This window comes from Cupriavidus necator (genome assembly GCF_016127575.1).
In the GTDB taxonomy this organism is placed as follows: Bacteria; Pseudomonadota; Gammaproteobacteria; order Burkholderiales; family Burkholderiaceae; genus Cupriavidus; species Cupriavidus necator_D.
The window spans coordinates 3,670,124-3,696,929 of record NZ_CP066018.1; the positions used below are offsets into that span (position 1 = coordinate 3,670,124).

The 26,806-nt window shown below is 63.2% G+C and carries 26 protein-coding genes; 14 read left to right on the plus strand and 12 right to left on the minus strand.

The window, feature by feature from the left end; all coding sequences use genetic code 11:
- The first annotated feature begins 2 nt into the window (after positions 1 to 2).
- The 5 genes from I6H87_RS17300 to I6H87_RS17320 all read left to right on the plus strand — a co-directional run bounded on the left by I6H87_RS17300 (position 3) and on the right by I6H87_RS17320 (position 5,840).
- Complete coding sequence (locus I6H87_RS17300; RefSeq protein WP_011615272.1) at positions 3 to 752, plus strand: creatininase family protein; 750 nt, start codon at positions 3 to 5, stop codon at positions 750 to 752.
- 77 nt (positions 753 to 829) lie between these two features.
- A complete protein-coding gene (locus I6H87_RS17305) occupies positions 830 to 1,294 on the plus strand; it encodes a RidA family protein (RefSeq protein WP_011615271.1) in 465 nt (154 codons plus the stop codon).
- Positions 1,295 to 1,396: 102 nt separating this feature from the next.
- Positions 1,397 to 2,671: a M20 family metallo-hydrolase gene (locus I6H87_RS17310; RefSeq protein WP_011615270.1), complete on the plus strand. Its 1,275-nt coding sequence runs from the start codon at positions 1,397 to 1,399 to the stop codon at positions 2,669 to 2,671.
- A 189-nt stretch (positions 2,672 to 2,860) separates the two neighbouring features.
- Positions 2,861 to 4,207, plus strand: coding sequence for an MFS transporter (locus tag I6H87_RS17315; RefSeq protein WP_041687332.1), 1,347 nt, complete (start codon positions 2,861 to 2,863; stop codon positions 4,205 to 4,207).
- 151 nt (positions 4,208 to 4,358) lie between these two features.
- Entirely contained in the window at positions 4,359 to 5,840 is a 1,482-nt protein-coding gene (locus I6H87_RS17320) for an amidase (RefSeq protein ID WP_011615268.1), read from the plus strand.
- Between the two features lie 492 nt (positions 5,841 to 6,332).
- Here I6H87_RS17320 and I6H87_RS17325 read toward each other — a convergent pair whose 3' ends face one another.
- The gene (locus I6H87_RS17325) at positions 6,333 to 6,794 is read right to left on the minus strand and encodes a DUF6130 family protein (protein WP_011615267.1); all 462 of its coding nucleotides are present in this window, start codon (positions 6,792 to 6,794) and stop codon (positions 6,333 to 6,335) included.
- 294 nt (positions 6,795 to 7,088) lie between these two features.
- Here I6H87_RS17325 and I6H87_RS17330 point away from each other — a divergent pair, with 294 nt between their 5' ends.
- Positions 7,089 to 7,613 carry an efflux RND transporter permease subunit gene (locus I6H87_RS17330; protein WP_011615266.1) on the plus strand — a complete coding sequence of 175 codons (525 nt, stop codon included), beginning with the start codon at positions 7,089 to 7,091 and terminating at the stop codon, positions 7,611 to 7,613.
- A gap of 104 nt (positions 7,614 to 7,717) precedes the next feature.
- On the opposite strand, the gene I6H87_RS17335 is transcribed toward I6H87_RS17330, so the two are convergent.
- The gene (locus I6H87_RS17335) at positions 7,718 to 8,752 is read right to left on the minus strand and encodes an XdhC family protein (RefSeq protein ID WP_011615265.1); all 1,035 of its coding nucleotides are present in this window, start codon (positions 8,750 to 8,752) and stop codon (positions 7,718 to 7,720) included.
- Between the two features lie 90 nt (positions 8,753 to 8,842).
- The gene (locus I6H87_RS17340; protein WP_011615264.1) at positions 8,843 to 10,210 is read right to left on the minus strand and encodes an MFS transporter; all 1,368 of its coding nucleotides are present in this window, start codon (positions 10,208 to 10,210) and stop codon (positions 8,843 to 8,845) included.
- A 435-nt stretch (positions 10,211 to 10,645) separates the two neighbouring features.
- Between I6H87_RS17340 and I6H87_RS17345 the strand changes: the two genes are divergently transcribed.
- From I6H87_RS17345 to I6H87_RS17355, 3 genes are all read left to right on the plus strand, one after another.
- Positions 10,646 to 11,197, plus strand: a complete 552-nt coding sequence (locus I6H87_RS17345; RefSeq protein WP_035818789.1) for a TetR/AcrR family transcriptional regulator — start codon at positions 10,646 to 10,648, stop codon at positions 11,195 to 11,197.
- 33 nt (positions 11,198 to 11,230) lie between these two features.
- Complete coding sequence (locus tag I6H87_RS17350) at positions 11,231 to 11,677, plus strand: winged helix-turn-helix transcriptional regulator (RefSeq protein WP_011615262.1); 447 nt, start codon at positions 11,231 to 11,233, stop codon at positions 11,675 to 11,677.
- A 78-nt stretch (positions 11,678 to 11,755) separates the two neighbouring features.
- On the plus strand, positions 11,756 to 12,454 hold the full coding sequence (locus I6H87_RS17355; protein WP_011615261.1) for a TetR/AcrR family transcriptional regulator: 699 nt from the start codon (positions 11,756 to 11,758) through the stop codon (positions 12,452 to 12,454).
- Positions 12,455 to 12,475: 21 nt separating this feature from the next.
- Here the strand turns inward: I6H87_RS17355 and I6H87_RS17360 are convergent, their stop codons facing one another.
- The 4 genes from I6H87_RS17360 to I6H87_RS17375 all read right to left on the minus strand — a co-directional run bounded on the left by I6H87_RS17360 (position 12,476) and on the right by I6H87_RS17375 (position 16,803).
- Positions 12,476 to 13,342, minus strand: a complete 867-nt coding sequence (locus I6H87_RS17360) for an FAD binding domain-containing protein (protein ID WP_011615260.1) — start codon at positions 13,340 to 13,342, stop codon at positions 12,476 to 12,478.
- Positions 13,339 to 15,711 carry a xanthine dehydrogenase family protein molybdopterin-binding subunit gene (locus tag I6H87_RS17365; RefSeq protein ID WP_011615259.1) on the minus strand — a complete coding sequence of 791 codons (2,373 nt, stop codon included), beginning with the start codon at positions 15,709 to 15,711 and terminating at the stop codon, positions 13,339 to 13,341. Before I6H87_RS17365 ends, I6H87_RS17360 begins: the two co-directional genes overlap by 4 nt.
- Before the next feature lies 1 nt (position 15,712).
- Positions 15,713 to 16,204 carry a (2Fe-2S)-binding protein gene (locus I6H87_RS17370; RefSeq protein ID WP_011615258.1) on the minus strand — a complete coding sequence of 164 codons (492 nt, stop codon included), beginning with the start codon at positions 16,202 to 16,204 and terminating at the stop codon, positions 15,713 to 15,715.
- 119 nt (positions 16,205 to 16,323) lie between these two features.
- The gene (locus I6H87_RS17375; RefSeq protein ID WP_011615257.1) at positions 16,324 to 16,803 is read right to left on the minus strand and encodes an SRPBCC family protein; all 480 of its coding nucleotides are present in this window, start codon (positions 16,801 to 16,803) and stop codon (positions 16,324 to 16,326) included.
- A 481-nt stretch (positions 16,804 to 17,284) separates the two neighbouring features.
- Here I6H87_RS17375 and I6H87_RS17380 point away from each other — a divergent pair, with 481 nt between their 5' ends.
- The 4 genes from I6H87_RS17380 (at position 17,285) to I6H87_RS17395 (ending at position 22,349) form a co-directional block, all read left to right on the plus strand.
- On the plus strand, positions 17,285 to 18,469 hold the full coding sequence (locus I6H87_RS17380; protein WP_011615256.1) for an acetyl-CoA C-acyltransferase: 1,185 nt from the start codon (positions 17,285 to 17,287) through the stop codon (positions 18,467 to 18,469).
- 28 nt (positions 18,470 to 18,497) lie between these two features.
- Positions 18,498 to 19,289: an enoyl-CoA hydratase/isomerase family protein gene (locus I6H87_RS17385; RefSeq protein WP_011615255.1), complete on the plus strand. Its 792-nt coding sequence runs from the start codon at positions 18,498 to 18,500 to the stop codon at positions 19,287 to 19,289.
- Between the two features lie 2 nt (positions 19,290 to 19,291).
- The gene (locus tag I6H87_RS17390; RefSeq protein WP_011615254.1) at positions 19,292 to 21,229 is read left to right on the plus strand and encodes an acyl-CoA synthetase; all 1,938 of its coding nucleotides are present in this window, start codon (positions 19,292 to 19,294) and stop codon (positions 21,227 to 21,229) included.
- Positions 21,230 to 21,347: 118 nt separating this feature from the next.
- Positions 21,348 to 22,349, plus strand: coding sequence for a tripartite tricarboxylate transporter substrate binding protein (locus I6H87_RS17395; protein ID WP_011615253.1), 1,002 nt, complete (start codon positions 21,348 to 21,350; stop codon positions 22,347 to 22,349).
- Positions 22,350 to 22,387: 38 nt separating this feature from the next.
- Here the strand turns inward: I6H87_RS17395 and I6H87_RS17400 are convergent, their stop codons facing one another.
- The 5 genes from I6H87_RS17400 to I6H87_RS17420 all read right to left on the minus strand — a co-directional run bounded on the left by I6H87_RS17400 (position 22,388) and on the right by I6H87_RS17420 (position 26,502).
- On the minus strand, positions 22,388 to 23,197 hold the full coding sequence (locus tag I6H87_RS17400) for an oxepin-CoA hydrolase, alternative type (protein WP_041687741.1): 810 nt from the start codon (positions 23,195 to 23,197) through the stop codon (positions 22,388 to 22,390).
- 38 nt (positions 23,198 to 23,235) lie between these two features.
- Positions 23,236 to 24,174 carry a 2-dehydropantoate 2-reductase gene (locus I6H87_RS17405; RefSeq protein ID WP_011615251.1) on the minus strand — a complete coding sequence of 313 codons (939 nt, stop codon included), beginning with the start codon at positions 24,172 to 24,174 and terminating at the stop codon, positions 23,236 to 23,238.
- Positions 24,171 to 24,644 carry a MaoC family dehydratase gene (locus I6H87_RS17410; protein ID WP_010810246.1) on the minus strand — a complete coding sequence of 158 codons (474 nt, stop codon included), beginning with the start codon at positions 24,642 to 24,644 and terminating at the stop codon, positions 24,171 to 24,173. The genes I6H87_RS17405 and I6H87_RS17410 overlap by 4 nt, the downstream gene beginning before the upstream one ends.
- 65 nt (positions 24,645 to 24,709) lie before the next feature.
- On the minus strand, positions 24,710 to 25,897 hold the full coding sequence (locus tag I6H87_RS17415) for a thiolase family protein (RefSeq protein WP_011615250.1): 1,188 nt from the start codon (positions 25,895 to 25,897) through the stop codon (positions 24,710 to 24,712).
- Positions 25,898 to 26,013: 116 nt separating this feature from the next.
- Positions 26,014 to 26,502, minus strand: a complete 489-nt coding sequence (locus I6H87_RS17420) for a winged helix-turn-helix transcriptional regulator (RefSeq protein ID WP_011615249.1) — start codon at positions 26,500 to 26,502, stop codon at positions 26,014 to 26,016.
- A gap of 115 nt (positions 26,503 to 26,617) precedes the next feature.
- Between I6H87_RS17420 and I6H87_RS17425 the strand changes: the two genes are divergently transcribed.
- Positions 26,618 to 26,791 (plus strand): hypothetical protein, encoded by a 174-nt coding sequence (locus I6H87_RS17425; protein ID WP_155737094.1) that lies wholly within the window; start codon positions 26,618 to 26,620, stop codon positions 26,789 to 26,791.
- Positions 26,792 to 26,806: the final 15 nt, after the last annotated feature.

The window sequence follows — 26,806 nt, forward strand, 5'->3', positions numbered from 1 at the left end:
TCATGCTTCTACATCTCTCCACCTGGTCCGAAATCGAGCAGTTCCTCAAGCGCAGCCGCACGATCGTCGTGCCGATCGGCTCCAACGAACAGCACGGTCCCACAGGGCTGCTGGGTACGGACTGGCTGTGTCCCGAAATCATTGCGCGTGAATCGGAAAAATCCGCCGATATCCTCGTGGCCCCCACGTTTAACATCGGCATGGCACAGCATCACCTCGGCTTTCCCGGCACCATCTCGCTGCGCCCGTCGACGTTCATCGCCGCGATCGGCGACTGGACCCGCTCGCTGGTGGTGCATGGTTTCGAAAAGATCCTGTTCCTGAACGGCCATGGCGGCAATGTCTCGTCGATTGATGCCGCGTTCTCCGAGCTGTACGCCGAAGCAAGCTTTGCGCGTCGTCGTGCCGGCTTCGCACTGAAAGTCTGCAACTGGTGGGATCTCGAAGGTGTGGGCGAACTGGCACGAGACCAGTTCCCGACCGGCCACGGCTCACATGCCACACCTTCGGAAATTGCGATCACGCAGTACGCCTTTCCCGATTCGGTCAAGTCGGCCGACTATGCCCCGCCCATTGCGCCGACCGGCCCGATCCGCGAAGCCCTCGACTTCCGGGCCCGCTTCCCGGACGGACGCATCGGTTCCGATCCAGGCCTGGCAACGCGCGAGAAAGGCCGCGCACTGGTCGAACTGGCCGCGCAGTCCCTGGTGCGGGAACTCGAGGCCTTCGGCCGCGAACCGATGCCGGACTGAAACCGGCCCGCCGGCGCCACATGACTCGCGATGACTCCCCGTGGCGCCAGTCATCTTGCCCTCCATCGACAAGCATCATGCAATCACACGATATCCACCAAAGACTAAAAGCACTCGATATCGAGCTGTCCCCCGCAGGCGCGCCGGCTGCCGCGTACGTCATGAGCGCGCAGAGCGGCAACCTTGTCTACCTCTCCGGCCACATTGCGAAGAAGAACGGCAACGTGTGGGTTGGCAAGCTCGGCGCCACGATGTCGGCGGACGAGGGGCGCGCAGCGGCCCGCGCGGTCGCGATCGATCTGCTGTCGACGCTACAGGCCCACACCGGCGACCTGAATCGCGTCAAACGCATCGTCAAGGTCATGAGCCTGGTCAATTCAACGCCCGACTTCACCGAGCAGCATCTGGTCACCAACGGCGCATCGGAGCTGTTCGTCGACGTGTTCGGCGATGCCGGCAAACATGCACGGTCGGCATTTGGTGTCGCACAGATTCCGCTGGGAGCCTGCGTGGAGATCGAAGTCTGCGTCGAACTGGACTGAGGCATCAGATCAAATCAAACATCGCGTGCAGATGAACTCTCAAGGTTCTTCAGCGCGGTAACCAGTGCACACCCGAAGCCACACAACCAGGCAAGCAGCCAGATGAACGCCCCCACTCCGTCCTCCTCTCTTACCCCCGTCGGTCCCCGCATCAACAGCGAGCGGCTCTGGGAACATGTCTGCGCCATGGCAAGGATCGGCGCCACGGCCAAAGGCGGTGTCAACCGCCAGGCGCTCACCGCGGAAGACACCCAGGGCAAGATGTTATTGCTCCAGTGGGCATCCAGGCGAGGCTATCAGACGTCGATTGACCCGATCGGCAATCTGTTCATCCGCCGCCCCGGAAGGAATCCGGGCCTCAGTCCGGTATTGACGGGTTCACATCTTGACTCCCAGCCGACCGGAGGCAGATTCGACGGTGTCTACGGCGTGCTTGCCGGTTTCGAGGTACTCGAGACGCTTGACGATCACGGCATTGAGACCGAACGCCAGATCGAGCTCGTTGTGTGGATGAACGAGGAGGGATCAAGGTTCCCCCCCCCCACGATGGGCTCCGCCGTTGCGGCCGGCGCGCTGCCGCTGGCCGACGCATTGGCCATCAAGGACGTCAGCGGGATCGATGTGGAACGCGCATTGAAGGCCCAGATCGCCGAGTTTCCGGTTCTGGAGGAGCGCCCGCTTGGTATGAGCGGCTTTGCCTATATCGAAGCCCACATCGAGCAGGGCCCCGTCCTTGAAAACCAGGCATGCGATGTGGGCATTGTCACGGGCATTCAAGGACTTCATGCCTACGAGATCCAACTGCTAGGCGCCGAGGCCCACGCGGGCACGACACCGCTGCGGCATCGCAAGGATGCATTGGTGGCCGCGACCAAGCTCATCGGATACATTCGCGCCGCGATAGACGACCCCGAGGATATTCTGCGCTTCACCGTCGGAAGGCTGGAGGTTTATCCGGGATCACCCAACACCGTGCCAGGCAGGGTGACATTCAATATCGATCTGCGGCATCCCGACCCCGATTCCCTCCGGCGTGCCGGCGAGACGATCCTTCAACTTTGCGCTGGCGAGATCGAAGGCTGCCCGGTGTCAGCGAAGGTTCTGTTGAGGTCCACGCCGGTAACGTTCGACGACCGCGTGGTGGCAACCGTGCGCAGGGCCGCAGGCGGTCGGGCCATGAAATTCCTGAACATCGTTTCCGGCGCGACTCACGACGCCAAGTACACCGCACAACATATTCCCACTGGGATGATTTTCGTGCCTTGCGAAAAGGGTATCAGCCACAACGAGGCCGAGAACGCGCGCGAAGTCGATGTCGCGGCTGGGGCGCAAGTTCTCTGCGACGCCATCCTCGCGATCATGTCGGAACAACTATAACCCGTTCCAACGTCCATATCGACCCCGGCACGCCGCACACTGGCAGCCATCGGACACACGGCCACCGTGAAGTGTTTGTCGACACGAAGCGAAGTTGCCAGGCGATGACGCCAGAACCATTTCGGCCACGGATGCCGGCGCCGCTGCGCACCGTGGCGACGCCATACACACCAATCAAAGGAGAGGTCTGTGTCTCAAAAGGACCAAAATTCGGGGAGCGGGGCCGACCGTGCGTCCCTCGATCGAAAAGTAGATATGCGCCTGCTGCCACTGCTGTTCATCGGCTTCATGTTCGCCTATCTGGACAGAGTCAACGTAGGCTTTGCAAAGCTTCAGATGCAGAGCGACCTCGGCTTCTCCGACGCCGCCTACGGCATCGGGGCAGGAATATTTTTCGTGGGCTATGTCCTGTTCGAGGTACCAAGCAATCTCTTGCTGCCCAAGGTTGGCGCCCGGCTTACCTTCAGCCGAATCATGGTGCTCTGGGGTATTACCTCGATGTGCATGGTGTTCGTCAAAAGCGTCCCGGTGTTCTACGCCCTGCGCTTTCTGCTGGGCGTCTTCGAAGCCGGCTTCGCGCCGGGCGTCCTGTTCTACCTGTCGCGCTGGTATGGTCCGAGCCGCATCGCCGGCGCAATTTCGATGGTTTGGCTTGCGGGTCCTTTCAGCGGAATTGTGGGCGGGCCGCTGTCGGCGTGGATCATGACGGCCTTCGCCGGTACGGCCAGCCTCGCAGGTTGGCAATGGATGTTTCTCATTGAAGGCGCCCCAACCCTCGTGCTTGGCGTCGCGGCCTACTTCCTGCTCGTCGATGACCCATCCAACGCGAAATGGCTCAACGACACGGAGAAGCGCGCGCTAGCCGCGGAAACGAACACGGCTACAGACCGGCGGCACGAATCGTTTCTCATGGTACTGCGTGATCCCAAGGTGTACATCCTCGCGGTAGCCTATCTGTGCATCATCGCGCCGATCTACGCCTTGAGCTTCTGGCTGCCGACGATCATCAAATCCGCCGGCGTCACCAGCACACAGACCCTCGGTTGGTATGCGGCGATTCCTTATGTGGCAGCGGCGTTTGCCATCTTCTTCGGCGGCCGCAGCTCCGACAGGCGTCAAGAGCGTCGAATCCACATCGCCGTGCCGGCTGCCATAAGCAGTCTTTGCTTCATTGCCTGGTACCTCGCCGACGGCAATCTCGCAGTGACACTGGTATGCGTTACCGTCGCTACCGGCCTGATGTGGATGGCCAACATCGTCTTTTGGGCGATTCCGCCCGCGTACATCAAGGGCAACGCACGAGCAGGAGCCATTGCCCTGATCAATACGATTGGCCTGTCTGGCGGCTTCTTCGGCCCAACCATCATCGGTTGGTCGAAATCCGTGAGCGGCAGCATCTACCCCGGGTTCCTGCTGATGGCGGCGATGTTGCTGATGTGTGCATTCATCATCATGTTCCTGCGCCTGAAGCCCAGGGGCGATACTGCGCCTCGCCACGAGTCGCCCATGCCGGCCAGCGTGCGTCAAGCGAAGTAAATTCCTATGGCTAGTGATCCGCCTGCCACTAGGCAATCGACTATGAAGCAGCCGGGGGGCGATGCGGGACAACCTCCTTCATTGCCTGCGGTCAGACACGCAACCCTTGCGATGCGCGCTCTCCCGATGTCTCCCTGAAAGAGAACGTCACATGAAACTCGCCGAATACACCGCCCTTGACGGCATGGGGCTGCATCACCTCATCGCCACGCGAGAAGTGACCGCAATGGAAGTGGCGCTAGCCGCATTGGCTGCCATCGAGGCCGTCAATCCCCAAGTAAATGCTGTGCTCGATTACTGGCCCGAAGAGGTGGAGATACAGTCAGCTGGCATCGTGAGTGTCGATCCGAGACCCCTAGGTGGCGTGCCATTTCTCCTCAAGGATCTCGGCGTCACCATGCAGGGACGCAGGAGCGAAATGTGCAGTCGCCTGGCGATGGGAACCGTCGCAAAGGAAGACTCGTACGTAATGACGAGCTTCCGTCAGGCAGGCCTGATTACGCTCGGGCGAACAACCATGCCAGAACTGGCGGTTAGCACGACGACGGAACCCGTGCTGTACGGCCCGACGAGAAATCCCTGGAGTCTGCAGCATGGCGCGGGCGGATCGAGCGGCGGTGCGGGAGCGGCGGTGGCCGCCGGTATCGTTCCGATTGCGCATGCGACGGACGGCGGCGGATCGATACGGGTGCCGGCCGCCTGCAACGGGCTGTTCGGTCTGAAGCCGACCAGGGGACGCGTGTCGAACGGGCCCCACGTGGACGAAGTATGGAACGGGCTGGGCGTGCATTTTGCCGTGAGCCGAACGGTGCGCGATAGTGCAGCGCTGCTTGATGGCATCCACGGCGGCGGCGTGGGCGAGCCCTACTACATTGCCCCACCCAAAGACAGCTATCTGTCGGAGATCCGACAGCAGCCGGGAAATCTGAAGATCGGGTTCATGATGAATCCATTCAGTGCCGCGCGTACTGACACGGGGGTTGCGGATGCCTTGAGCAAGGTGGCCAGGACACTCGAGTCCCTGGGTCATCATGTCCATGAAGTAGCGCCAGACTTAGGTGTGAGCTGGGACGCATTTGTGCAATGCAATGCGAAAATCTGGGCTGCCAACGCAGCGCTCCGGATCAACGACATTGCCGCAGCCACGGGACGAACAGTGGATGAAAAGCACCTCGAACCGGCAACGCTCGCGCTCTATCGATACGGCATTGAGGTTGGCGCCGTAGAGCTCCTGTCGGCATTGCAGGTCAGGAATACCGTCACACGGGCGCTGGGGCGGTTCTTCGGAAACTACGACATTCTGCTGACACCGACGTTACCCAGACTTCCGCCTCGGATTGGTGAATACAACCGGATAGGAACATCCGTCGATGGGCTTGACTGGATTGCGCACGTTCTTAGCCAGTCACCGTTTACCGCGTTATCGAACGTGACGGGAACGCCAGCAATGTCAGTGCCGCTTTCCATCGACCCTCAATCGGATCTGCCAATCGGCTCGCATTTTATGTCTGGCTTCGGGCGGGAGCACACGCTGTTCCGTCTGGCCGCACAATTGGAAGCGGCATGTCCTTGGCGCGAACGGCGGCCACCGGTATGGGCAGGATCAATCGTCAACACGACGTCGCAACCGTAGCAGCCACTATCCAGGCAGCACGTGGCGGGATCACAGCTTTATTGTCGCCGTCGTGGCACTTTTGGCACGGTGTACGAAAGTCTTTTGAGCATTACAACGAGCAGCACCCCCACAGTGCGTTACCGCCCACCGAGAGAGTTCAGGCGCAGAATGGGGTTATCAACCAAAGGGGTGTCCGTGTCCGGAGACCCAGGGAAAATCCACTCAGTCGGGCTCACGGGCGCCCTCTAAAGCGCGATGCATGGCTTGGCAAACCGTAAACATCCTCGTTGTATTAGGCTCTGGGGCGGCCTCGGCCTGAGCGGCTTCAGAAGAATGGAGATAGAGCTCGCGGAAAGCGCCGGCAGCCCGCACCACCAAGGCACAGATTAACATCGCTCGTTAGCAAGCAACCCTTCCAGGTACCGTGCGAGTTTACGTTGGGCGAATTGGAGCAGATTCGTCATTGAAGCAGTCCGTGCACCCGCCTGAGACAGGCGGGTGCACAATACATCAATGCTCATGTGGTTTCGAAACTCTCAGATCTGGGACAGTGACGGCAACCACCTCGGTAGCCAGGATCTTGTGACTCGGGTCAGCCAGCTCGAGCCGAAGCTTGTGCGGCCCCGGCGTGAGCCCGACGACGATGATCGGGTCTTCACTCGTATGTGCCCAAGTGCCACGAACGTCGTCCGTTGTTACGTGCAAATGCCCGATGCGTGGCGAGATATCAACTGCCTGCTTGCCAAATACGGGCATGACGCGGAAGTTCTCCGTCCGGAATTGGACGATGACTACACCGCGCGCAAGCGGCTCGGCAAGTGCCGGGTACGCTATCAGCTTAGGCGCTGGCTCGCCGTTGAGTGGAAGAATGGCAGGTGGCCGAACAGCATCCTGTGCTGTTTGCGCGGATGCGCTTATACAGAATGTCGCCGCAATGGCGACCGCCGAAAAGTACTTCAGGTTGTGGCGCATGACATTGTCCTTTTTCATAGATGGGCTGCCTCGATACGCGGGCCAGGCAGAGCGATCGCGAGGATAGTCTCCACATTTCATCACACGCCAACCGCCCGTTGTGGTGATGTTGTATGGGCAAGTATCGCTTGCCGTTCCTGATACATAGCAATACACAGCCGCAATCACTGGCGATCATCGACCATCTCGATCGCAAATGGCCTGTGCCGGCTGATTCCCGCCGATGGTCCTGCTCGCATACGTGTACTGGAGTTCGCGCTGACCATCGCCTGTGACTTGCACCCGTTGAACAATATGCGCGTGCAGAAGTATCTCAGTGCCCGCCTTGGTGTTGCCGACGCTGACAAAGCCGAATGGGTCGCACACTGGCTCACGGCCGGCTTCGGCGCCTTGGAGCCGTGGCTGCCCGCGGACGGTGGCTGGTGTGTCGGCAACGCGCCCACCCTGGCCGACTGCTGCCTGGTTCCGCAAGTCGCCAATGCGCAGCGTGCGGCGTTCAGCCTCGCCCCTTTCCCCCGCGTGCGCCGTGCCTACGAACACTGCGCTGTTGTCGAAGCCACGGTGCAACGTGCCCGGCCAGTGATCCTGACCGCGCTGGCGGCTATCCTGGCCTTTATTCCGTTGACGCATTCAGTCTTCTGGGGAACGCTGGCTTACACGCTGATCGGCGGCACCTTCGCCGGCACGGTGCTGACGCTGGTGTTCCTGCCAGCGATGTATGCCATCTGGTACCGGATCACGATGCCTGCCGATGCGAACGAGATGACGCCCGCGGATTTGAACGACAGCGGCGCGAACACGCCCGCGGCCACCACTTGATCCGACAGGCCGCGGCCGTCAGCGCGAGGCCGCGGCCGGTTGGTGGCGACAAAAAGCAGTGTGGGCGCTACCCCCACAACTGCATGCGAGGCGCCGGGGCGCCGTTACCCATTGACCGATATTCCACATGCGCCGCTGGTATCTGCCGGCGCCTCCCGTACGGACTTGGAACGTTCGACCCTCAGGTCATCGGGCAAGCGGACGCGGTTGCGCGCTGCCACCACCTCGGCAAGGATCGAAATGGCGATTTCCGGCGGCGTACGGCTGCCGATATAGATGCCGGCCGGGCCATGCATACGGGCCAGTTGCTGGCTGGTCAGGTCGAATTCCTTCAAGCGTTCGCGCCGCGCCTGGTTGTTGCGACGCGAGCCCAGCGCACCGACGTAGAAGGCCCGGGTGCGCAGCGCCTCCATCAGCGCAAGGTCGTCGAGCTTGGGGTCGTGTGTCAGCGCAACCACCGCACTGCGTTCGTCCAAGGCCATCTCCACCACCGTGTCATCCGGCATGGTGCGCACCATGGCAATGCCGGGAACGGCCCAGGACTCGGTATATTCTTCGCGCGGATCGCACACCGTCACATCGAAGCCGAGCCCGACGGCGATCTCGCAGAGATACTTCGAAAGCTGCCCGGCGCCAATCACCAGCATGCGATAGCGTGGCCCATGGATGGTTGACAGCGACTTGCCGTCAAAGGTCAGGCCGTCAGCGGCCGCCGCCGGCCCAAGCGTCGCAATGCCGGTGGCGATATCGAGCGTACGTGTCACCAGTCGGCCGCCCTCCACCGCCTGCAGCAGTTCGCGCAATCCGCTCGCCGCAGATACCGGCTCCGCCACCAATTCGATGGTTCCGCCACAGGGTAAGCCAAACCGGTGTGCTTCCTCGGCGCTGACGCCGTACCGGATCACCTCGGGACTACCGCAGCGAATGCCTTCGCGGCGGGTTCGGTCAATGATGTCGTCCTCAATGCAGCCGCCCGACACCGAACCCACTACCAGGCTGTCGTCGCGCACGGCCAGCATCGCGCCGGCCGGCCGTGGCGACGAACCCCAGGTATGGACGACCGTCAACAACAGGCAACGGTGTCCTTGCTCGTCCCAGCGAACACTGCTTCTCAAGACTTCGAGATCCACGCTTTCCATGATTCTTCCTGCCGTCCAGCCTGCATCCGCTGCCCCGGGTCAAGCGTAGCAAGCTGAGGTCCAGTCAATAACCCGGGGCCAGGCGCCAGATCACGCTTCGCTGGCAACGGTTGCTTGCTCCGACGGCTTCGCCGCGCCCGCCCTTCCCTTCGCGGCGACCGCGATGGCCGCAAGCAAGGATGGCACGGCGAGGATGCTGAGGATCGAGCTCATGCCCAGGCCAAATTGCAGCAGCGTGCCACCGGAAACGGCTCCGAGGACACCACCGAAACGCCCCATTCCAAGCATCCAACCTACCCCGCAGGCACGGCCCTGGGTCGGATAGAACGAAGCCGCCAGCGCGGGCATGGATACCAGGCCGGCCCCCATGAACAGCCCGGCGATCGGCGTCAGCAGCACCAGGTATGCACCACTGGTCGCGTGTCCCATCGCCAGCGTGAATACGGCGGTGAAGAAATAGGCGAAGCCGATGACGCAATGGGGATTGATGCGATCCATCAGCCAGCCGCAAGCCATGGCGCCCAGCGTGCCGCCGAGCGGGAACAGCGCAGCGATCAAAGAGGCCTCGGCCAGGGTCGCACCGGCTTCCCTGACAAGGGTCGGCATCCAGCTGGTGACCAGGTAGAAGACTAGTACACCCATGAAATAGGTGGTCCAGAGCATGAACGTTCCCATCCGATACTCTGGCGACAGGATGAGCCCGAGCGGCGAGCGCAACTTGTCGGCCTGATCATCCGGCAAGGTAAACCGCGACGCGTGGACTTCCGCGGAACCTGCCAGCAGTCTCAACACCGTTTTGATCTTCTGCGCCGGCCAATCGCGCAGCACCATGAACCGGATCGATTCCGGCAGTGCAAGTGCAATGATGGCAAGGACCAGGGGGACTATTCCGCCGACGATGAACACGCTGCGCCATCCGAAAGCGGGAATGATGACCGCCGCCAGGAAGCCACCGCCCGCGGCGCCAAGCGTAAAGCCGCAAAACATGCTGTTCACCAGGAAGGCCCGACGCCTGGCGGGGGCATACTCGGCCAGCAGCGTGGTCGCGTTGGGAATCGCGGCGCCTAGCCCCATACCCGTCAGGAAGCGCCAGCAGGACAGCTCTGCAGCGGATATAGCGGACGCAGTGGCGAGGCTGAACAGACCAAAGGCCGCCACCGATACGATGAGCACAGGCTTGCGTCCGAACCGGTCCGCACAGGGTCCGGCGACCAGCGCGCCGAGCGCAAGGCCAACCAGCGAAGCGCTCAGCACATTGCCCAGCACCAGCTTCGAAACGCCCCACTCCGTGGTCAACGATGGCGCCACATAGCCGATCGCAGCCGTGTCGAAGCCATCCGCCGCCACCACCAGAAAGCAAACGATGAGGAGCATCCATTGATAGGGCGAGAATCTCTGGTTGTCGATGAATGCCTGGACATCTATGGTCCCCGGCGAGCTGGATTGCTGTGGTTTCATGCGCTTTGTCTCCATTATCTGAGCACGTGGCTCCATGTCGTTGATGGTCTTCTCTGCTCGTGAACCTTGCGCGCCGCCCTCGCGTTCCTCTCCCTCCCTTTCAAGGCAGCGCCCATGAAATGATGGTCGTCATATCACATGGCGAACGGCCGCAGTGGCCATGACGCTCCCATGCCGCTCCCAGTCAAGCGTTTGCCACACCCACCGATATATCCAGCGTCTACATGCTAGTCAGGCGGACCGGCATGGTCAAGGAGGAACACGCTGCTGCTGCCTTGGTGCTATCCCTAGTGAACCGCGTGGCGCGCGCCCGCCCATTGGCCCCCACATGTAACGACGCGACCAACAACCCCGCGGCAAGCCCCTGATGCAATGATGATCGTAATGTTATATATTGCAGAGACACACACGCCCGACTCTTCCTGTCACCTGATCATGCGCTACTCACTCGACCAAAAGGCTGAAACCCACAAGCACATCGTCAAGGCTGCCTCGACGCAATTCCGCAAGCACGGTGTCAACGGCATCGGCGTAGCCCAGTTGATGAAGAGCGCCGGCCTGACCCATGGGGGGTTTTACGCGCACTTCGAGTCCAAGGACGCCCTGGTTGCCGAGGCCATCGACGCAGCTTTCGACCAGACCATGGAACTCCTGCAAGAAGCGACGTCGGTGGCATCGCCTAGGCAGCGCCGGCAAGCCGTCGTGCAGGCGTATGTGAACAAAAGGCACCGCGACCATCCCGGATCGGGTTGCGCCATCGCGGCGCTCGGTGCCGATGTGTCGCGCCTGGATACCAAGACGCGGCGGCGCTTCGAGGCGCGCGTGACATCGCTCATCGAAGCCATTGCAGGGGGCGATGATGAGACAGCACGCAAGGACGCCATTGTCACGCTGGCGGCCATGGTCGGCGGCATGGTGCTGGCGCGCTCCGTGCGCTCGGAAGCGCTATCCACCGAGATACTGGACGCACTCCAGACGTCCCTGTAGTGCGGCCGCCCTTGCACCAGCGCCGGAGCCGATATGAGCCAATCCCGCTTTCTCAAGATGCCATGTCCCGTTGCACATGCCTCGGCGGTGCTGGGCGAGCGCTGGGTCATCCTAATCCTGCGTGAAGCGTATTACGGGGCGACGCGATTCGAGGAGTTCGAGCGCCAGCTCGGCATTGCTTCCAACATCCTGAGCGCCAGGCTTCAGGCAATGACCGATCATGGCCTGCTGATACGCAGGCCGATCGAAGGCAGCACACGCTGCGCCTACTTCCTGAGCGACAGCGCACGCGATTTCCTGCCGACCTACCTGAGCCTCAAGGCGTGGGCAGAGCGATGGGTGGCGGAACCGAAGCGGCGCGCCAAGCTTTTCGTGGACAAGCACACGGGAAACGAGATCGTGGCGCCACCATTGACGCGCCCCGATGGATCGCCGATCCCCTTCGAAGACGTCCAGGTCATCGACGCCCAGGTGCGGTAGCTGCCAGTTGCCGTCCGCGGGTCACCGGATGGGTTAGCGCTAATATGGAGGCCTGACGACATCGCGACCCGCCATTTCATGACCACCTCCACCACGCGCCCGGCCCGCCAAAGCTATCACCATGGCAACCTGCGGGAAGAAATGATCCGCTGTGGCCGGGAAATCCTGGCCATCAAGGGCGTCCATGGACTGACCCTTCGCTCCGCCGCAAAGCTGGCCGGGGTCTCGCACGGCGCGCCGCGCAATCAGTTTGCCGACAAGGAGGGCCTGCTTGCCGCCATCGCCGCCGAAGGATTCCGTGAACTGGTCGCGGTGCGGCGGGCCCGGCTCTCGCCGGAGATGAGCGCCGAGGCGCGGCTGCTCACGATCATGGACGGCTATATCGAGTTCGCCGTCAAGCATCCCGCGCTTTTCTACCTGATGTTCGGGCCGCAGATCGAGGACAAGGAGAGGTACCCCGAACTGCTGGAGGCGGGCAGCGCGTCTTACCAGCTCCTGTCGGGTGCAGTCCAGGACTATTTCCGGGAAAACAATCTTGCCGAGCAGTTCGACGACATGATGGTGCGCTGCGCGTGGTCGGCTATGCACGGTGTGAGCATGTTCTTCAGTGCCAAGCCGACCGGACCCAGCCCGCGCCCACGCGTCGCGCTGGCCCAATGGCGGCAGAGCGTACAGCAATTCGTGCTGACCGGCCTGTTGGCAGCAGGCCAGAACAAGGCCGCGGCGGCCGGTGCCGCCGCAAGCAAGCCGAAGGCGAGGTCACGCAGCGCAGCGTAGGCGTAAGCCTCCCCCGGAGTTTCAGTCTCCGCGGCGCGGCTCCAGCGCATCGACCAGCGCCCGCTTCAGCATCACCCGGCCAAGCTGCAACCGGTATGCCCCATCGGCGAAGTTGTCCTCCAGCGGCGTCACGTTGGTGAACGCGGCTTCGACAATGGCATCGACCTTGTCCGGCAGGTCGGCGAAGCTGCCTTCCAGCAAAGCCCCCGCCTCCCAGGCGCGGAATGCCGCATCCGCAACGCCAGTGATGGCAATCCGTCCCCAGCTATAGCCATCTTTGGCAACGTTGATGGCAACGGCCGCCGCAGCCACCGCATAGCCCGACGACGGATGACGGAACTTGCGGTATGCAACCCGGCCCGGTGCCGGCAATGGCACATGGATGCGCGTAAGGACCTCGTCCGGCTCAACGGCTGTGGACATGAAGCCGGCAAAGAACTCGTGCGCGGGAATGCGCCTGCTGCCTTGCCCGCCTGCCACTTCCATTTCGGCATCCATCGCAAGCGCGACCGCCGGCCAGTCGGCCGACGGATCGGCGTGCACCAGCGCGCCACCGATCGTGCCACGGTTCCTGACTGTCGGGTCGGCAATCACCGTGGCGGCGAGTGGGAACAGCGGGGCCAGCCGCTTCAGTTCCGCGCTCGCCTCCAGTTCGGCGTGGGTCGTGGCGCTGCCGATGGAAACGGAGTCCTCATGGACCACGATGCCACGAAGTTCAGGCAGGCGACCGATATCCACCAGCAGTCCAGGCCTCGCCAGCCTCAGCTTCATCATCGGCAATAGCGTATGCCCCCCGGCCAGGATCTTCGCCTCGGGGTTTTGGGCAAGGATGGAAAGTGCCTGTTGCACACTGCTCGCCCTGAGGTATTCGACTTCGTACGGAATCATGTCGCGCTCCGGCTCTCTTGGATGGCTCGCCAGACTTTCGGCGGCGTCAGCGGCATATCGAGATGGGATATGCCAAATGGCTTCAGTGCATCGCATACCGCCGCGACGACCGCGGGCGGCGCACCGACGCAGCCCGCCTCCCCGATGCCTTTGACGCCGAGCGGATTCGACGGCGCCGGAGAGACATGAAAGCCGGTGCGCATGCGGGGGATCTGTTCGATACGCGGAAAGCCGTAGTCAAGCAGCGAGCCGGACAGCAGTTGCCCGGAGTCGTCGTACACGGCTTCTTCGAACAGGGCCTGGCCGATGCCCTGTGCGATGCCACCGTGCATCTGGCCATGGCAAAGCATCGGGTTGATCATCACGCCCACGTCGTCGACTGCCACATAGTCCAGGATCGTCACCACCCCGGTCTCCGCATCGACCTCCACGACCACGGCATGGCAGCCATTCGGCGCTCCCAGGGCGGCCGGCTCATAGAAGACGCGCTCATCCAGCCCTGCTTCGAAATCCCGGGGCAGCTTGTGCGCAAGGTATGCCATCCTTGCGACCTGCGAGAACGGGATGACGGTCGGATTTGCCGTGCTCGAGAAATGGCCATCTGCATAGTGCACGTCCTCTTCCGGGATTTCGAGCATGAAGGCGGCGATCCGACTTGCCCTGGCGAGAATCTTGCCCGCTGCCACATAGGCAGCGCTGCCGCCTACGGGCATGGAGCGTGAATTGAACGTGCCATGACCCGCCAGCACGCGGTCGGTGTCACCCTGCACGACATCGATATCTTCCATCGGCAGTTGCAAGGCTTCCGCAACGATCTGCGCGAAGCTGGTGGCATGGCCGTGGCCTTGCGGCATCGAGCCGCTGAACAGCGTGACCTTGCCGTCGGAATGCACGCGGATATGCGCGCTCTCCCAGCCGCCGCGGTTGAACCCGACCTTTTCCAGCATCGGCGAAATGCCCATGCCGACCAGCTCCAGATAGCAGGTCACCCCGATGCCGATGTATTTGCCCTGTTCGCGCAGCGCCACCTGCTCCTCACGCCAGCGCCGGTAGCCGATCAGCTCGGTCGCCTTGTTCAGGCAGGCTTCGTAGTCGCCGGAGTCCCATTTGCCGCGCGCGCCGTCATGCGGCAAATAGGGAAACTGATCGGGCTGCACCAGGTTGCGGCGCCGCAACTCGACCGGATCCATGTCCAGCTCCCCCGCTACAGCGTCCATCAGCCGCTCGATGATGTATGCGGCTTCTGGCCGTCCGGCGCCGCGATAGGCATCAACCGGCGTGGTATTGGTTGTCACCAGATTCACTTCCGCGTCGACTGACGTTATCTGGTAGTTGCCCGTGATGTAGTTGACCGTATTGATGGTAGGGATCCCCGTCGCCATATTCGACAGGTAGGCGCCGAGGTTGGCGAACGACCGCAAGCGGATCCCCAGCACTTTGCCGTCGTTGGTGACGGGCGCCTCCACATACTCGGTATGCGCGCGGCCATGGGTGGTCGCGACGAAGTTCTCGCTGCGCGTCTCCGTCCAGCTCACCGGAAGCCCGAAATGCCTGGAGGCGAACGCCACCAGCACCTCTTCCGCATAGAAGTGCATCTTTGCGCCGAATCCGCCACCGATATCGGGCGCCACGATCCGGACCCGGTGCTCGGGCCAGCGCAGGGTCTCCGCCAGCCAGCGTCTCGACATATGCGGAACCTGGGTCGGGACGATAAACGTCAGGCGCTCGTCGACCGGGTCGAAGCTCGCGCACAAGGCGCGCGGTTCGAGCGGGCTTGGAATCAGCCGCTGGTTGACCAGCCGGATCGAGACTACCCGGTCGGCCCGTTTCAATGCATCCTCGTAGCTGCCGCCCTTGAGCCGGAATACGCCGATGCGATTGCCGGGCACGTTATCGTGAAGCTGGGGCGCGGTGTCTGACAGTGCTGCTTCCGCATCGACGACAGGTGGCAACGCTTCGTAACCGACTGCGACCAGTTCCGCAGCGTCCGCGGCAATCTCGCGGGTCTGGGCCACCACCATCGCCACGGCTTCCCCTACGTACCGCACCCGCCCGGCCGCAAGCGGAGGGTGCGGCGGCACCTTCGAATTACCCACGACCCAGTTCGGCCGGATGTCGCCAACCTTGCCCTGGATGTCCGCATAGGTCAGAACCCCGATCACGCCGGGAAGCGCGCGTGCGGCCGAGCTATCGATCTCGCTGACAACGGCATGGGCATAGGGCGACCTGACGAAGGCCGCGAAGACCATGCCCGGGAACTGGTGGTCATCCGTAAACCTGCCCTGGCCGCTCATCAGCCGCTTGTCCTCACGACGCCTGACCGATTTGCCAATGTACTTCGTTGCACTTCCGCTCAGTGCTTCGCTCATCTCAGGCCTCCTCATGTGTGACGGACGGCGTTCGCTGCAGCCTGGTCACGGCAAGAAGAACAGCATCGACGATGTTCTGATACCCGGTGCAGCGGCACAGGTTGCCGTGCAGCGCTTCCCTGACATCGCTTTCGGCCGGCGCAGGCTGGTGCGCAAGCAGCGCTCGTGCCGCAAGCAGCATTCCTGGCGTACAGAAGCCACACTGCAAGCCATGAAGTTCGTTGAAGGCTTGCTTGAGCACGGCTGTCGTGTGGTCGTGCTCCATGCCTTCAATCGTGTGAAGCTCGCAGCCGTCAGTCTGGGCGGCAAGTACGGTGCACGACTTCACGTTCGTCCCGTCGACAAGCACCGTGCAGGCTCCGCACTGGGAGGTGTCGCAACCGATGTGAACGCCGGTCAGGCGTTTCTGGTCCCGCAACAAGTGCACCAGCAGCCGCCTTGGCTCTATCTCGGTGGTACCTGTTACGCCATTGATGGTGTTTTCAATTTTCACAGTCGCCTCTGTGTCTCCGTTAGCACCTTCAGCATCGGCACCCGTGGTGCCTATAGTATTACGATCGTCATACTAAAGGGGCAAAAAAAATTCCGGTGTTCTTCCCAGAACCGCCGAGCTCATTCAGCGGAAGTTGCCAGCGAACCACCCGGACTTGCCTCCTGGCTTACCAGCTTTTCAAAGCGGGAAAAGAACTCCGCCAGGAACTTGTTCGCCACTGATCCCACCAGACGGGACCCGATCTGTGCGAGCTTTCCTCCCATCTGCGCTGCGGCCACGTAGTGCAGGGAAGTGCCGCCCTCGACGTCTTCCAGACGGATATCGGCGCCCAGCTTGCCGAATCCCGCGACGCCACCGCTGCCGCTGCCTTCGATGTGATAGCCGATGCCCTCCTGGTGGCCGGTAAATCGGGCCGTGCCCTTGAAGCGTGCCTTGATCGGTCCGACGGCCGCTACGATGACTGCGTCATAGTCTCCGTCATCTCCCTGCTGGTATTGCTCACATCCCGGCAAACACCGCTGGAATGTCGCCGGATCGTTCAACCGTTTCCAGACCTCTGCCCTGGAAGCCTTGATTACCTGTGCGCCAGTGAATTCCAATGTTTTCCCCTTTCGGTTTCTGCTACTTCCGTCACAGCGGCCGGCCCGGAACCGCGAACGTCTGCGCCGCTTCGTCACCGCATGGCCGAACGCCAATCTATCCAGCGTCTATATCGTAGGGAGCGCGTCGGCGAGCGTCAAGGAACGGGAAGCCATTTACGCCTAGTGGTAACCCTAGCAACGAAAGCCCTTTCGCTCATCTGGCTGGCACTGCAGTGCCCGTAAAGGAACAGGCTGGTAAACCCGAAACTGCCCAAAGACTTCTTGACGCGGCCAAGACCGCAATCCTAGGATGTAGACAGTGGATACACCGAGCACCAGCGCCGAACGCGACTAGCGCAGCAAGGCAGGCCAGGCGTCCAGCCCTTTCAACCCTGCCCACCTTCGTTCCAGTCCCCGGCGCACGCCCCAATGTATCCACTGTCTATATTCGATACGGCCGACTTCGAACGCCGGCCCCATCCACGCCAAAGGAGAACCCATGTCTCGTGCAGTGATCGTTTCATTTGCCCGCACCCCGATCGGCAAAGCCACCCGAGGCGCCTTCAACATGACCCATGGCGCCACCATGGCGGGCCATGCCATTCAGCATGCCGTCCAGCGTGCGGGGATTGACGGCGCGGAAGTCGAGGACATCATCTTCGGCTGCGGCCAGCCCATCGCCGCCACCGGTGGCAACGTCGCCCGGCAAGGCGGCATCCGCGCGGGCCTGCCGGTGTCCGTCAGCGGCACGACGCTGACCCGCTTCTGCGCATCCGGCTTGCAGGCAGTCGCCTTTGCCGCACAGCGTGTGCTGATCGACAAGGTGCCGGTAATGGTGGCGGGTGGCGTCGAATCGATCAGCCTGTCACAACCGGTCACGCTGAAGGTTGCCCAGCAGGAAGCGTGGCTGGCCAAGAATCGCCCCGATGTTTACCTGCACATGATCGATACGGCCGAAATCCTCGCCGAGCGCTACGGCATGTCGCGGCAGCGCTCCGACGCGTTCGCGCTGCGCAGCCAGCAACTTACTGTGGCAGCTCAGAAGGCCGGCCGCTTCGCGGAGGAAATCGTTCCGCTGGCAACGGTCAAGTCGGTGAAGGACAAGGTGACCGGAGAGACGTCGACGGCGGAGTTCCTGCTCGAGGCGGACGAAGGTGTCCGTGCCGACACCACGCTGGAAGGACTGAGCGTTCTGCCTGCCGTGAAGGGCGAGGGTTACCAGGTGACGGCCGGCAATTCGAGCCAGTTGTCTGACGGGGCCGCGGCGCTGGTGGTGATGTCCGAACGCGAGGCCGAACGGCGTGGCCTGGAACCGCTGGGCTACTTCGTCAGCCTGGCCACCGCTGGGGTGGAGCCGGACGAAATGGGCGTCGGCCCGGTCCGCGCAGTCCCGCGCCTGCTCGAACGCAACGAGCTTTCCATCGATGACATCGACCTGTGGGAACTCAACGAAGCCTTTGCCTGCCAGGCGCTGTATTGCATTGACCAGCTTGGCTTGCCGCTGGAGCGCGTCAACGTCAACGGCGGCGCGATTGCCGTCGGTCACCCGTATGGCATGACGGGCGCGCGCCAGGCCGGCCACATCTTGCTGGAAGGACGTCGCCGGAAAGCCAAGTATGGCGTCGTGACCATGTGTGCCGCCGGCGGCATGGGCGCGGCAGGCCTGTTCGAGTTCATCCACTAAGCATCCAAGAGAGACAACGGAGACACCGATGACCGACATCACCGAATACGACACCGTGTTTATCGACCGCGACGGTCCCTGCGCCGTCGTCACCATGAACCGGCTGGAAAAGTACAACGCGCTCAACACCGGGTTGCGCACCGACCTTTACGCGGCGCTGTCGTCGCTGATGACCGAGCGGACGGTCCGAGGGATCGTTCTCTGGGGTGGCACCAAGGCCTTCGTGGCCGGCGGCGATATCCCTGAAATGCTGGCGCGCCGTCCGATTGAAGCCTTCGTCCCGACCAGCGGCGCGCCCGACCTGTGGGCGCTGATCCACCACAGCACCATCCCCGTGATCGCCGCCATTGCCGGGCCTTGCTTTGGCGGTGGCCTCGAGCTTGCGATGGCGTGCGACCTGCGCGTGGCTGCGGACAACGCCCTGCTCGGGCAGACCGAAACCAACGTTGGCCTGATACCGGGACGCGGGGGTACCCAGCGGCTAACCCGGCTGGTTGGCGCGACGCGCGCCAAGGAAATGATCTTTACCGGCGAAATCATCAAGCCGGACGAGGCTTACCGCATCGGCCTTGTCAACAAGGTGGTGCCTGCGGGCGAATTGCTGGCAGAGGCGAAGGCCTATGTGCACCGTATTGCCGAGAAGTCCCCGCACTCGATCGCGATGGCCAAGCTGATGATCAACAACGGCCAGGATGCCACGCTCGATATGGCGCTGATGCTGGAACAGCTGGCCTTTGCCACGCTCTTCAGCACGGAAGACATGCACGAAGGCGGCGCAGCGTTCCTCGACAAGCGCCGTCCGGTCTACCGCGGAGTCTGACCATGACCCAGCTCAACACACGTGTGCAGGCTGCGACCACCCTCGCGCAACCAGACCCCTACCGCCCCCGGCTGACAGTGACCGCGCTTGCCGATATCCGGCGCTTCGAGCAGACACCGCTTTCGGACCGGCGCCTGCCCGACAGCACTTACGAGTTGCTGCGCCTGGCGCGCGATCGTGCGCCCGAGGCGCCGGCGCTGCATTACTTCACCTCCGGCGACGAGTTGGCCAGGTCGGTCACCATCACCCATGCGCAGATGTTCGGACGCATCACGCAAACCGCCAACCTGCTGCACTCGCTTGGCCTGGGGCCGGATGACGTCATCGGGGTGCTGATGCCCGTGACGCCAGAGTCCCAGTACGCGATCTGGGGCAGCGAAGCGACCGGCATCGCCTGCCCGGTCAACTGGATGCTGGAGCCCGAGATTATCGCGGCGTTGCTGCGCAATGCCGGAGCCAAGGCGGTGATCGCCTATGGCCCCGACCCGGATATCGAAGCCTGGAACAAGGCCATGCTGGTGCGGCGTGAACTGCATGACGTGAAGCACTGGATCAAGGCCGGCGGCGGTAAGGCAAGCGAGGAAGGCATCTTCGACCTCGACGCCAGCGTTGACCGTTTCGATGACGAGGCGCTTGACAGCGGACGGGTGTTCTCGCCGCAGGATACGGCTTCGATGTTCCATACCGGGGGCACCACCGGCACGCCCAAGCTGGCGCTGCACACGCATGGCAACGAAGTGTCGATGGCATGGGTCAGCGCCATGCAGATCGACGTGCAGCCCGAGGACGTACGCGTCTGCGGGGTGCCGATGTTCCACGTGACAGGGGTGCTGACCAATTGCCTGATGCCGCTGGCCCGCGGCGCATCGGTGGTGCTGCTGACGTCCAGCGGCTGGCGTGATCCCTCGGTGATCCGCAATCTTTGGCAGATCGTCGATCACTTCGGGGTCACCGCGCTGGGCATGGTCCCCAGCGTGGTCAACATGGCGCTGAATATTCCGATCGGCGACGCCGACATCAGCTCCCTCAAGGCGGCCAGCTGCGGTACGGCGCCGCTGTCGGTGGCCGTCGCCGAGGCGTTCGAGCAAAAGACCGGCGCGATGATCTTCGAGGGATATGGGCTGACTGAAGGCACCGCGCTCAGTGCAACCAACCCGCGCTATGGCCAGCGGCGCATCGGCTCCATCGGCCTGCCCATGGCCTACCAGGAGATGAAGGTCGTCAAGGTCGCCGCTGGACACATCCAGCGCGAATGCGAGCCGGGCGAACCTGGCATCGTGGTGGTGCGCGGTCCCAATGTCTTCTCCGGCTACCTGAATCCCGAGCAGAACAAGAGCATCTGGTTCGAAGGCGGCTGGTTCAATACTGGCGACCTGGGCTATGTGGACGAGGATGGCTACTTCTGGCTGACCGGCCGGGCCAAGGACCTGATCATCCGCGGCGGCAACAATATCGATCCGCGCATGATCGAAGAGGCGCTGTATCGGCACCCCGAGGTATTCGATGCCGCCGCGGTCGGCCTGCCTGACGCGCATGCCGGTGAACTGCCGGTCGCGTACATCGCGCTCAAGCCGGGCAGCACCTTCCCGCTCGGCCGCATCAAGCACTACGCCTACGAGGTGATCCCGGAACGCGCCGCCGTGCCCAAGCAGTTCTACCTGGTCGACGCCATCCCCAAGACTGCCGTCGGCAAGATCCAGAAGAACACGCTGCGCAGCGACGCAGTACTGCGGGCGCAGCGGCAGATGCTTGCCGAGGTCAACGCGGATACGCCGGTGCCCCTGGTTGATATCCGCATCGAAGACCGGGGCGACCAGGGCATCCTGTCCACGCTGGTGCTGCCCGCCACCCTGAGCAACGAAGACCGGGAGATCGCGGTGGCAACCATCGGCAAGGCGTTCTCGACGCTGACCATCAAATACGCGGTGGTCTACGAATAGCCCGTTCACCGAAGCAGGGCCTCGCCAGAGGCAGTGCTGGCCGGCAGCGCCTCACCCCGACGTATCCGTCACCACGGGTATGAGCTGCCGGATTGCAGAACCAATAATGGAGACAACCATGACTATCCAGCTTTCGCGCCGGCGCCTGCTGCAGGCGGCGTGCGGCGCCGTGCCGGCAATGCTTGTGCCGTCCTTGCTGCGGGCTGAAGCGCCCTATCCGGGCAACCCGATCGTCGTCAAGGTCGCATTTCCCGCTGGGGGTCCGGCGGACGAATCGATCCGCGCGGCAGCCGTCGTGATGAAAAGGAGCCTGGGGCAGAACGTTCTTGCCGACAACCTTCCCGGCGCAAGCGGATCGATCTGCGCCATGAACGTGCTGCGCGGTGCCAACGATGGCTACACCTTGCTGGGCACGACCGGCATCGACTTCCTGGTCGCGCCACTTACCATCGCATCGGCGAAGTATTCGCCGGAGAAGTTCAGGCTGGCAGGCTTCAGCGGGATTTCGGACTTCATCCTGGTGTCGAATCCCTCGTTGCAGTTCAAGAACGTCGACGAAGTCATTGCCTACGCGAAGAACCCGAAGAACCGCCCGCTGTCGCTGGCGCATTGGGGCCCTGGCTCGGGACCCCACCTGGTCGGGGCCGACTTCCAGGCCCGCACCGGCGCACGCTTCCTGGAAGTCCCCTACAAGGGCGCGGCGCCGGTCACCAGCGACATTGCCGGTGCGCAGGTAGACCTGACCTTCATTCCCATGGGAGGTCCGACTTACGGGATGATCAAGGCCGGCCGCTTCCGGCCGATCGGTGTCGCCAGCAAGGCCCGGCATCCGTCGTTGCCCGATGTGCCGGCGCTGTCGGAATACAAGGACCTGGCCGACTTCGAGTACAGCCAGTGGGCGGGCGTGCTGGCCCCGCCGAATACACCGGATGCCGTGACGGCACGGGTGGTGGAGGCCATGAATGCGTGGGTGGGCAGCCCGGAAAACCGTACCCGGCGCGCCGTCAATCTCCAGCGCGCGATCGAGCCGATGACCATGGCCCAGGCGCAAGCCTTCCTGAGCAACGAACACGCCAAGCTGACCCGCATTGCCAAGAGCCTCAGGCTGGCCGGGCAATAAGACCCGGTGGTAATGCGGTCAGCCCGCCTGTGCCGCGGCTATGCCGGATCGCCGCGGCGCAAGCTGGCAAAATCCGCAGGACGTTTCCCCAGGAAAGCGGCAATGCCCTCCGCGGCTTCGGCGCTGCCCTGGGCCACGGCCATCGCGCCCCGTTCAGCCTCGAGTTGCTCATCGAGCGAGCGCTCGTGCGCATGGCGGCACAGCGCCTTGATTGATCCCAGCGCCTGCTGCGGGCCCTGGGCAAGCCGCGCCGCCAGCGCGATCGCCGCCGCGCCGGCCTGGCCCGCCTTAACCAGTTGATTGACGACGCCGAAGTGCTGCAGCTGCTCGGCCGTGATGCGGTCGCCAGTCAACGCCAACTGCGTCAGCACCTGCCGCGAGAGGCTCTGCGCCAGCAGGCCGGTGATGCCGCCATCCGGTGTCAGCCCCACCTTCACATAGGCAATCGAGAACGCTGTGCCGGCGGAAGCCACCAGCAAATCGCAGGCTAGTGCCAGCGAGAAGCCCGCACCTGCCGCACCGCCTTCGACCGCTGCGACGATCGGCTTGGGAAAGTCGCGCAGCTTGCACACCACGTCGTGCAGATGCCCCAGCTTCTCGATGCGCTCCTCGTAGGTCAGTTCGCGCCGCTTGCTGATCAATTCCAGGTCGCCGCCCGCACAGAAATAGTCGCCGGCCCCCGTCAGCACGATCGCGCCAATCGCCGGATCCTCTGCTGCATTGGCCAGTGCGGCGCGGATATTGTCATAGAGATCCGCCGCGATGGCGTTGCGTTTGCCCGGATTGTTGATGGCAAGGACCAGCACGCTGCCTTCCGTGCGCTGCAACAGGGAGGAAAAGGTAGTCATGTCGTGATTGGTGATTTCCATGAATGGGCGAAGGCTGCTCAACCAGCCGTCTGGTGCGCAGCGCGCTGGCGCTGATAGACCTGCAGGTGGCAATATGCCGCACGGCTCAACGGAAGCTCATGCCCGTACCCGGCTGCGCGCTTGATGAGATCGCCGACGATGGCGTCGGCTTCTATGCGTGGGGCGCCCCGCGCTATATCCCGCATCATCGAGGCAGCCCAGGTCGATGCTTCGTCCAGCAGTCGGGCCTGCATGGCAGCGACAACGGGTTCAGGGATGGCATGGCCGTACAGTTGCGCCACCGTGCGGCACTCCGCAATCGCGTCAAGCATCAGGCGACGGCCATCCTGGGTCTTCATGATGTCCGCCACGGTCCCGCGCATCAGGCATGTCATCACTGCGCCGGCGGCAATCATGGCCCACTTGTTCCACAGCTCCTGCCCGATGGCGCCCGATAGCTCACGCGTACCGGCCGCCCTGGACACCAGCGCATGGAAATCCGCGGCCAATGCCGACCCCTGCGCGGCGCGCGGGCCGACTACCAGCCGGTCCATGCGGCCGGCGTGCACGACGGTTCCATCCGCCGCCAGCGTTGTCGCTATGTATGCGACTCCACCCAGCACGCGTTGCCTGCCAAAGCACTGGTCGAGCCGGTCATAGGCGTCAAGGCCGTTGAGCAGAGGCAATACCGCAGTGTCCCGGCCAACGGCCGGGCTGATGGCCCGGATCGCGTCGGCAAGGTCGTAGGCCTTGCATGCCAGCAGTACCACGTCGAACTGCGCGCCGACCTGACCGGCCAGGACCATCTTTACCGGGCGATGGAAGTCGCCAAGTTCGCTACGCACGGCCAGGCCAACCCGTTCCAGCGCCCGCGCGCGGCCGGGCCGCAACATGAAGGTGACATCCGCGCCTGCCTCGATCAGGCGCGCGCCATAGTAGCCGCCCATGCCCCCGGCACCGAGTACAAGAATCTTCATGACGCCTCTGCCTGCGCGGCGGCTGCGGGGCGGCACTGGACGATCAGGTTGCCGGTGAAAACCTGCACTGGCTCGTCGGCCTGGTTGAAGGTTGTGGTACGCACCTTCACCACGCCCTGGTCGGGGCGCGATTTCGAAATCCGCACTTCAAGTATCTCGCTCTCGATATGCAGTTCATCGCCAGGGCGAACCGGCCTTGGCCAGCGCAGCTCCTCGAAGCCCGCGCCGACGATGCCGCCCGCGGGCCGGAATTCGCCGTCGACCAGCAGGCGCATCGTCAGCGCAGCGGTATGCCAACCGCTCGCAGCCAGTCCACGAAATAGTGTGTCGCGGGCGGCGGCTTCATCGAGATGGAAGGGCTGCGGGTCGAACTCGGCAGCAAAGGCCTTGATCCGTTCAGGCGCGACGGTCAGCCGCCCCGAACCGTATCGTTGGCCCGCCGCGAGATCCTCGATGTATTGAATGTTCATTTTCTCCTCCAGATGGTTTGTGCTGAACTTTGCATCAATGCATGCCCGCTACGAGAACAGACGGATCAGGCCAGCGTCTCGAGCGCCAGCGCAATCCCTTGTCCGCCGCCGATGCACAGCGTGACGATGCCGCGCCGTATGCCGTCGGCGCGCATGGCATGCAGCAGCCGCGTCGTCAGCACCGCGCCGGTCGCACCGATCGGATGGCCGTGGGCAATGGCGCCACCGTCGACGTTGATGATGTCGTGCGGCAATCCGAGCTCCACCGCGACAGCCAGCGGCACCGCGGCAAATGCTTCATTGATCTCGATGCGTTCAATGTCGCCCAGCTCCCAGCCGGCGCGTTGCAGCGCCTGCCGCACCGCCGGGACCGGGCCCAGCCCGAACATGCCGGGCTCCACGGCCCCGACACCGTAAGCGGCCAATCGTCCCAACGGCTGCAGCCCCCTGGCTTCAGCCAGCGCACGTTCGGCAATGATCATGGCCGCTGCGCCGCTGTTGAGCCCGGGCGCATTGCCGGCGGTAATCGTGCCGTCCGGGCGAAACGCCGGCTTGAGCCGGCCGAGCGTATCGAGGCTGGTATCAGGGCGGTTGGCTTCGTCCACTTCGAACATGGCCGTACCGCCCTTCCCTTTGGTCGCCACCCCGGCAATCTGGCCGGTGAATCGCCCGTTCGCCTGCGCCAGCGCGAAATTCCGCTGCGAACGCTCGGCCCAGCGGTCTTGGGCCTCGCGGGTCAGCGCGTAGCGGGCGACAAGGTCCTCGGTATGCCATCCGGAGTGCTCACCGGAGAAGGCGTCAAACAGGCCGTCGTGCAGCATGCTGTCGTACAGGACGGAATCGCCCATGCGTTGACCCCAGCGGCCGGACGGCATCAGGTATGGCGCGCGATCCATGTTTTCCATGCCGCCGGCGATGGCGATATCTACATAGCCGAGCCGTACCTCGTCCGCTGCCGTGGCGATGGCCTGGGCCCCCGAGCCGCAAACGCGGTTGACGGTCATCGCCGGAACCGAAACCGGCAGCCCTGCCCCAATGGCAGCCTGCCGGGCCGGGTTCATGCGGTTGCCGGCCTGGATCACATTTCCGAACACCACGCTGCCGACCTCGCCTGGATCGATTCCCGCCCGTGCCACGGTTGCCCGTATCGCTGCGGCGCCGAGATCAACCGCCGGAACGGCCTTCAGTGAGCCGTTGTAGGCGCCAATGGCGGTGCGCACCGGCTGGCACAGCACGACATCTCTTGCATGCATCGCATTCTCCCTACCAAACAATCAGTTTCAATCGGCCGCACGCACTCCATGCGGTATGCGCCCGGTAGCCGGGTCTTGAAGGTTGCAACAAGAATTGGCTGCGCGGGAAATCCGGCTCAGGCTTCCGCCGAGCGCGACAACCGCTGGCGCACGCGGTCACTGGCGGCGGGGCCGGGTGCAAGGTGATAGTCGGCATCGGTGACCGGGCGCCCGTTGGCGGCGTCGACCAGCACAGGTTCCACGCGCACGCCGGTGCGCCGGTTCGTCAACTGCACGCTTTCGCCTTCAGGCGCGAGATGCTTGTTGCCCCAGGCCAGCATCGCCAGCAGCACCTGGCGGAAATCGCGCCCGCGCGCGGTCAGGATGTACTCGGAGCGGGGCGGGCGGTCGCAGTACTGGCGACGCTCAAGCATGCCTTCTTCGACAAGCGAGTTCAGGCGACGCGTGAGCATATTGGGCGCGATAGCCAGGTTTTGCTGGAACTCGTCGAACCGGGTCACGCCGTAAAAGGCTTCGCGCAGGATCAATACGCTCCAGCTGTCGGCGACGCGGGCCGCGGTGCGAGCAATCGGACACGGCGTTTCGCCAAGTGGCTTCTTCTGCATGATTGGCTTCCTTGAGAGACTGCTTGCTATCGATATGAAAGTCAGTCTAGGGTAGTCACTATCATCATGCAAGTTCGTTTTTCGCTTGTGCTGTATTCGTCGCTGTTGAAGAGGTGTGAGCAATGCCGCAAGACCACCCAACGCGGAGAAGGCCATCGGAATGAAGGTCAGCCCGGCCGCGTACGATTTTACGTCGTTGTTGACCGGCAAAATCCGTAACGTTGCCAAGCACTATGTCGGCGGCTACATGAGCTACGAAGTCACGCCGCTGCTCAAGTGGCAAAGCTAGCGTTCGGCAATCTCG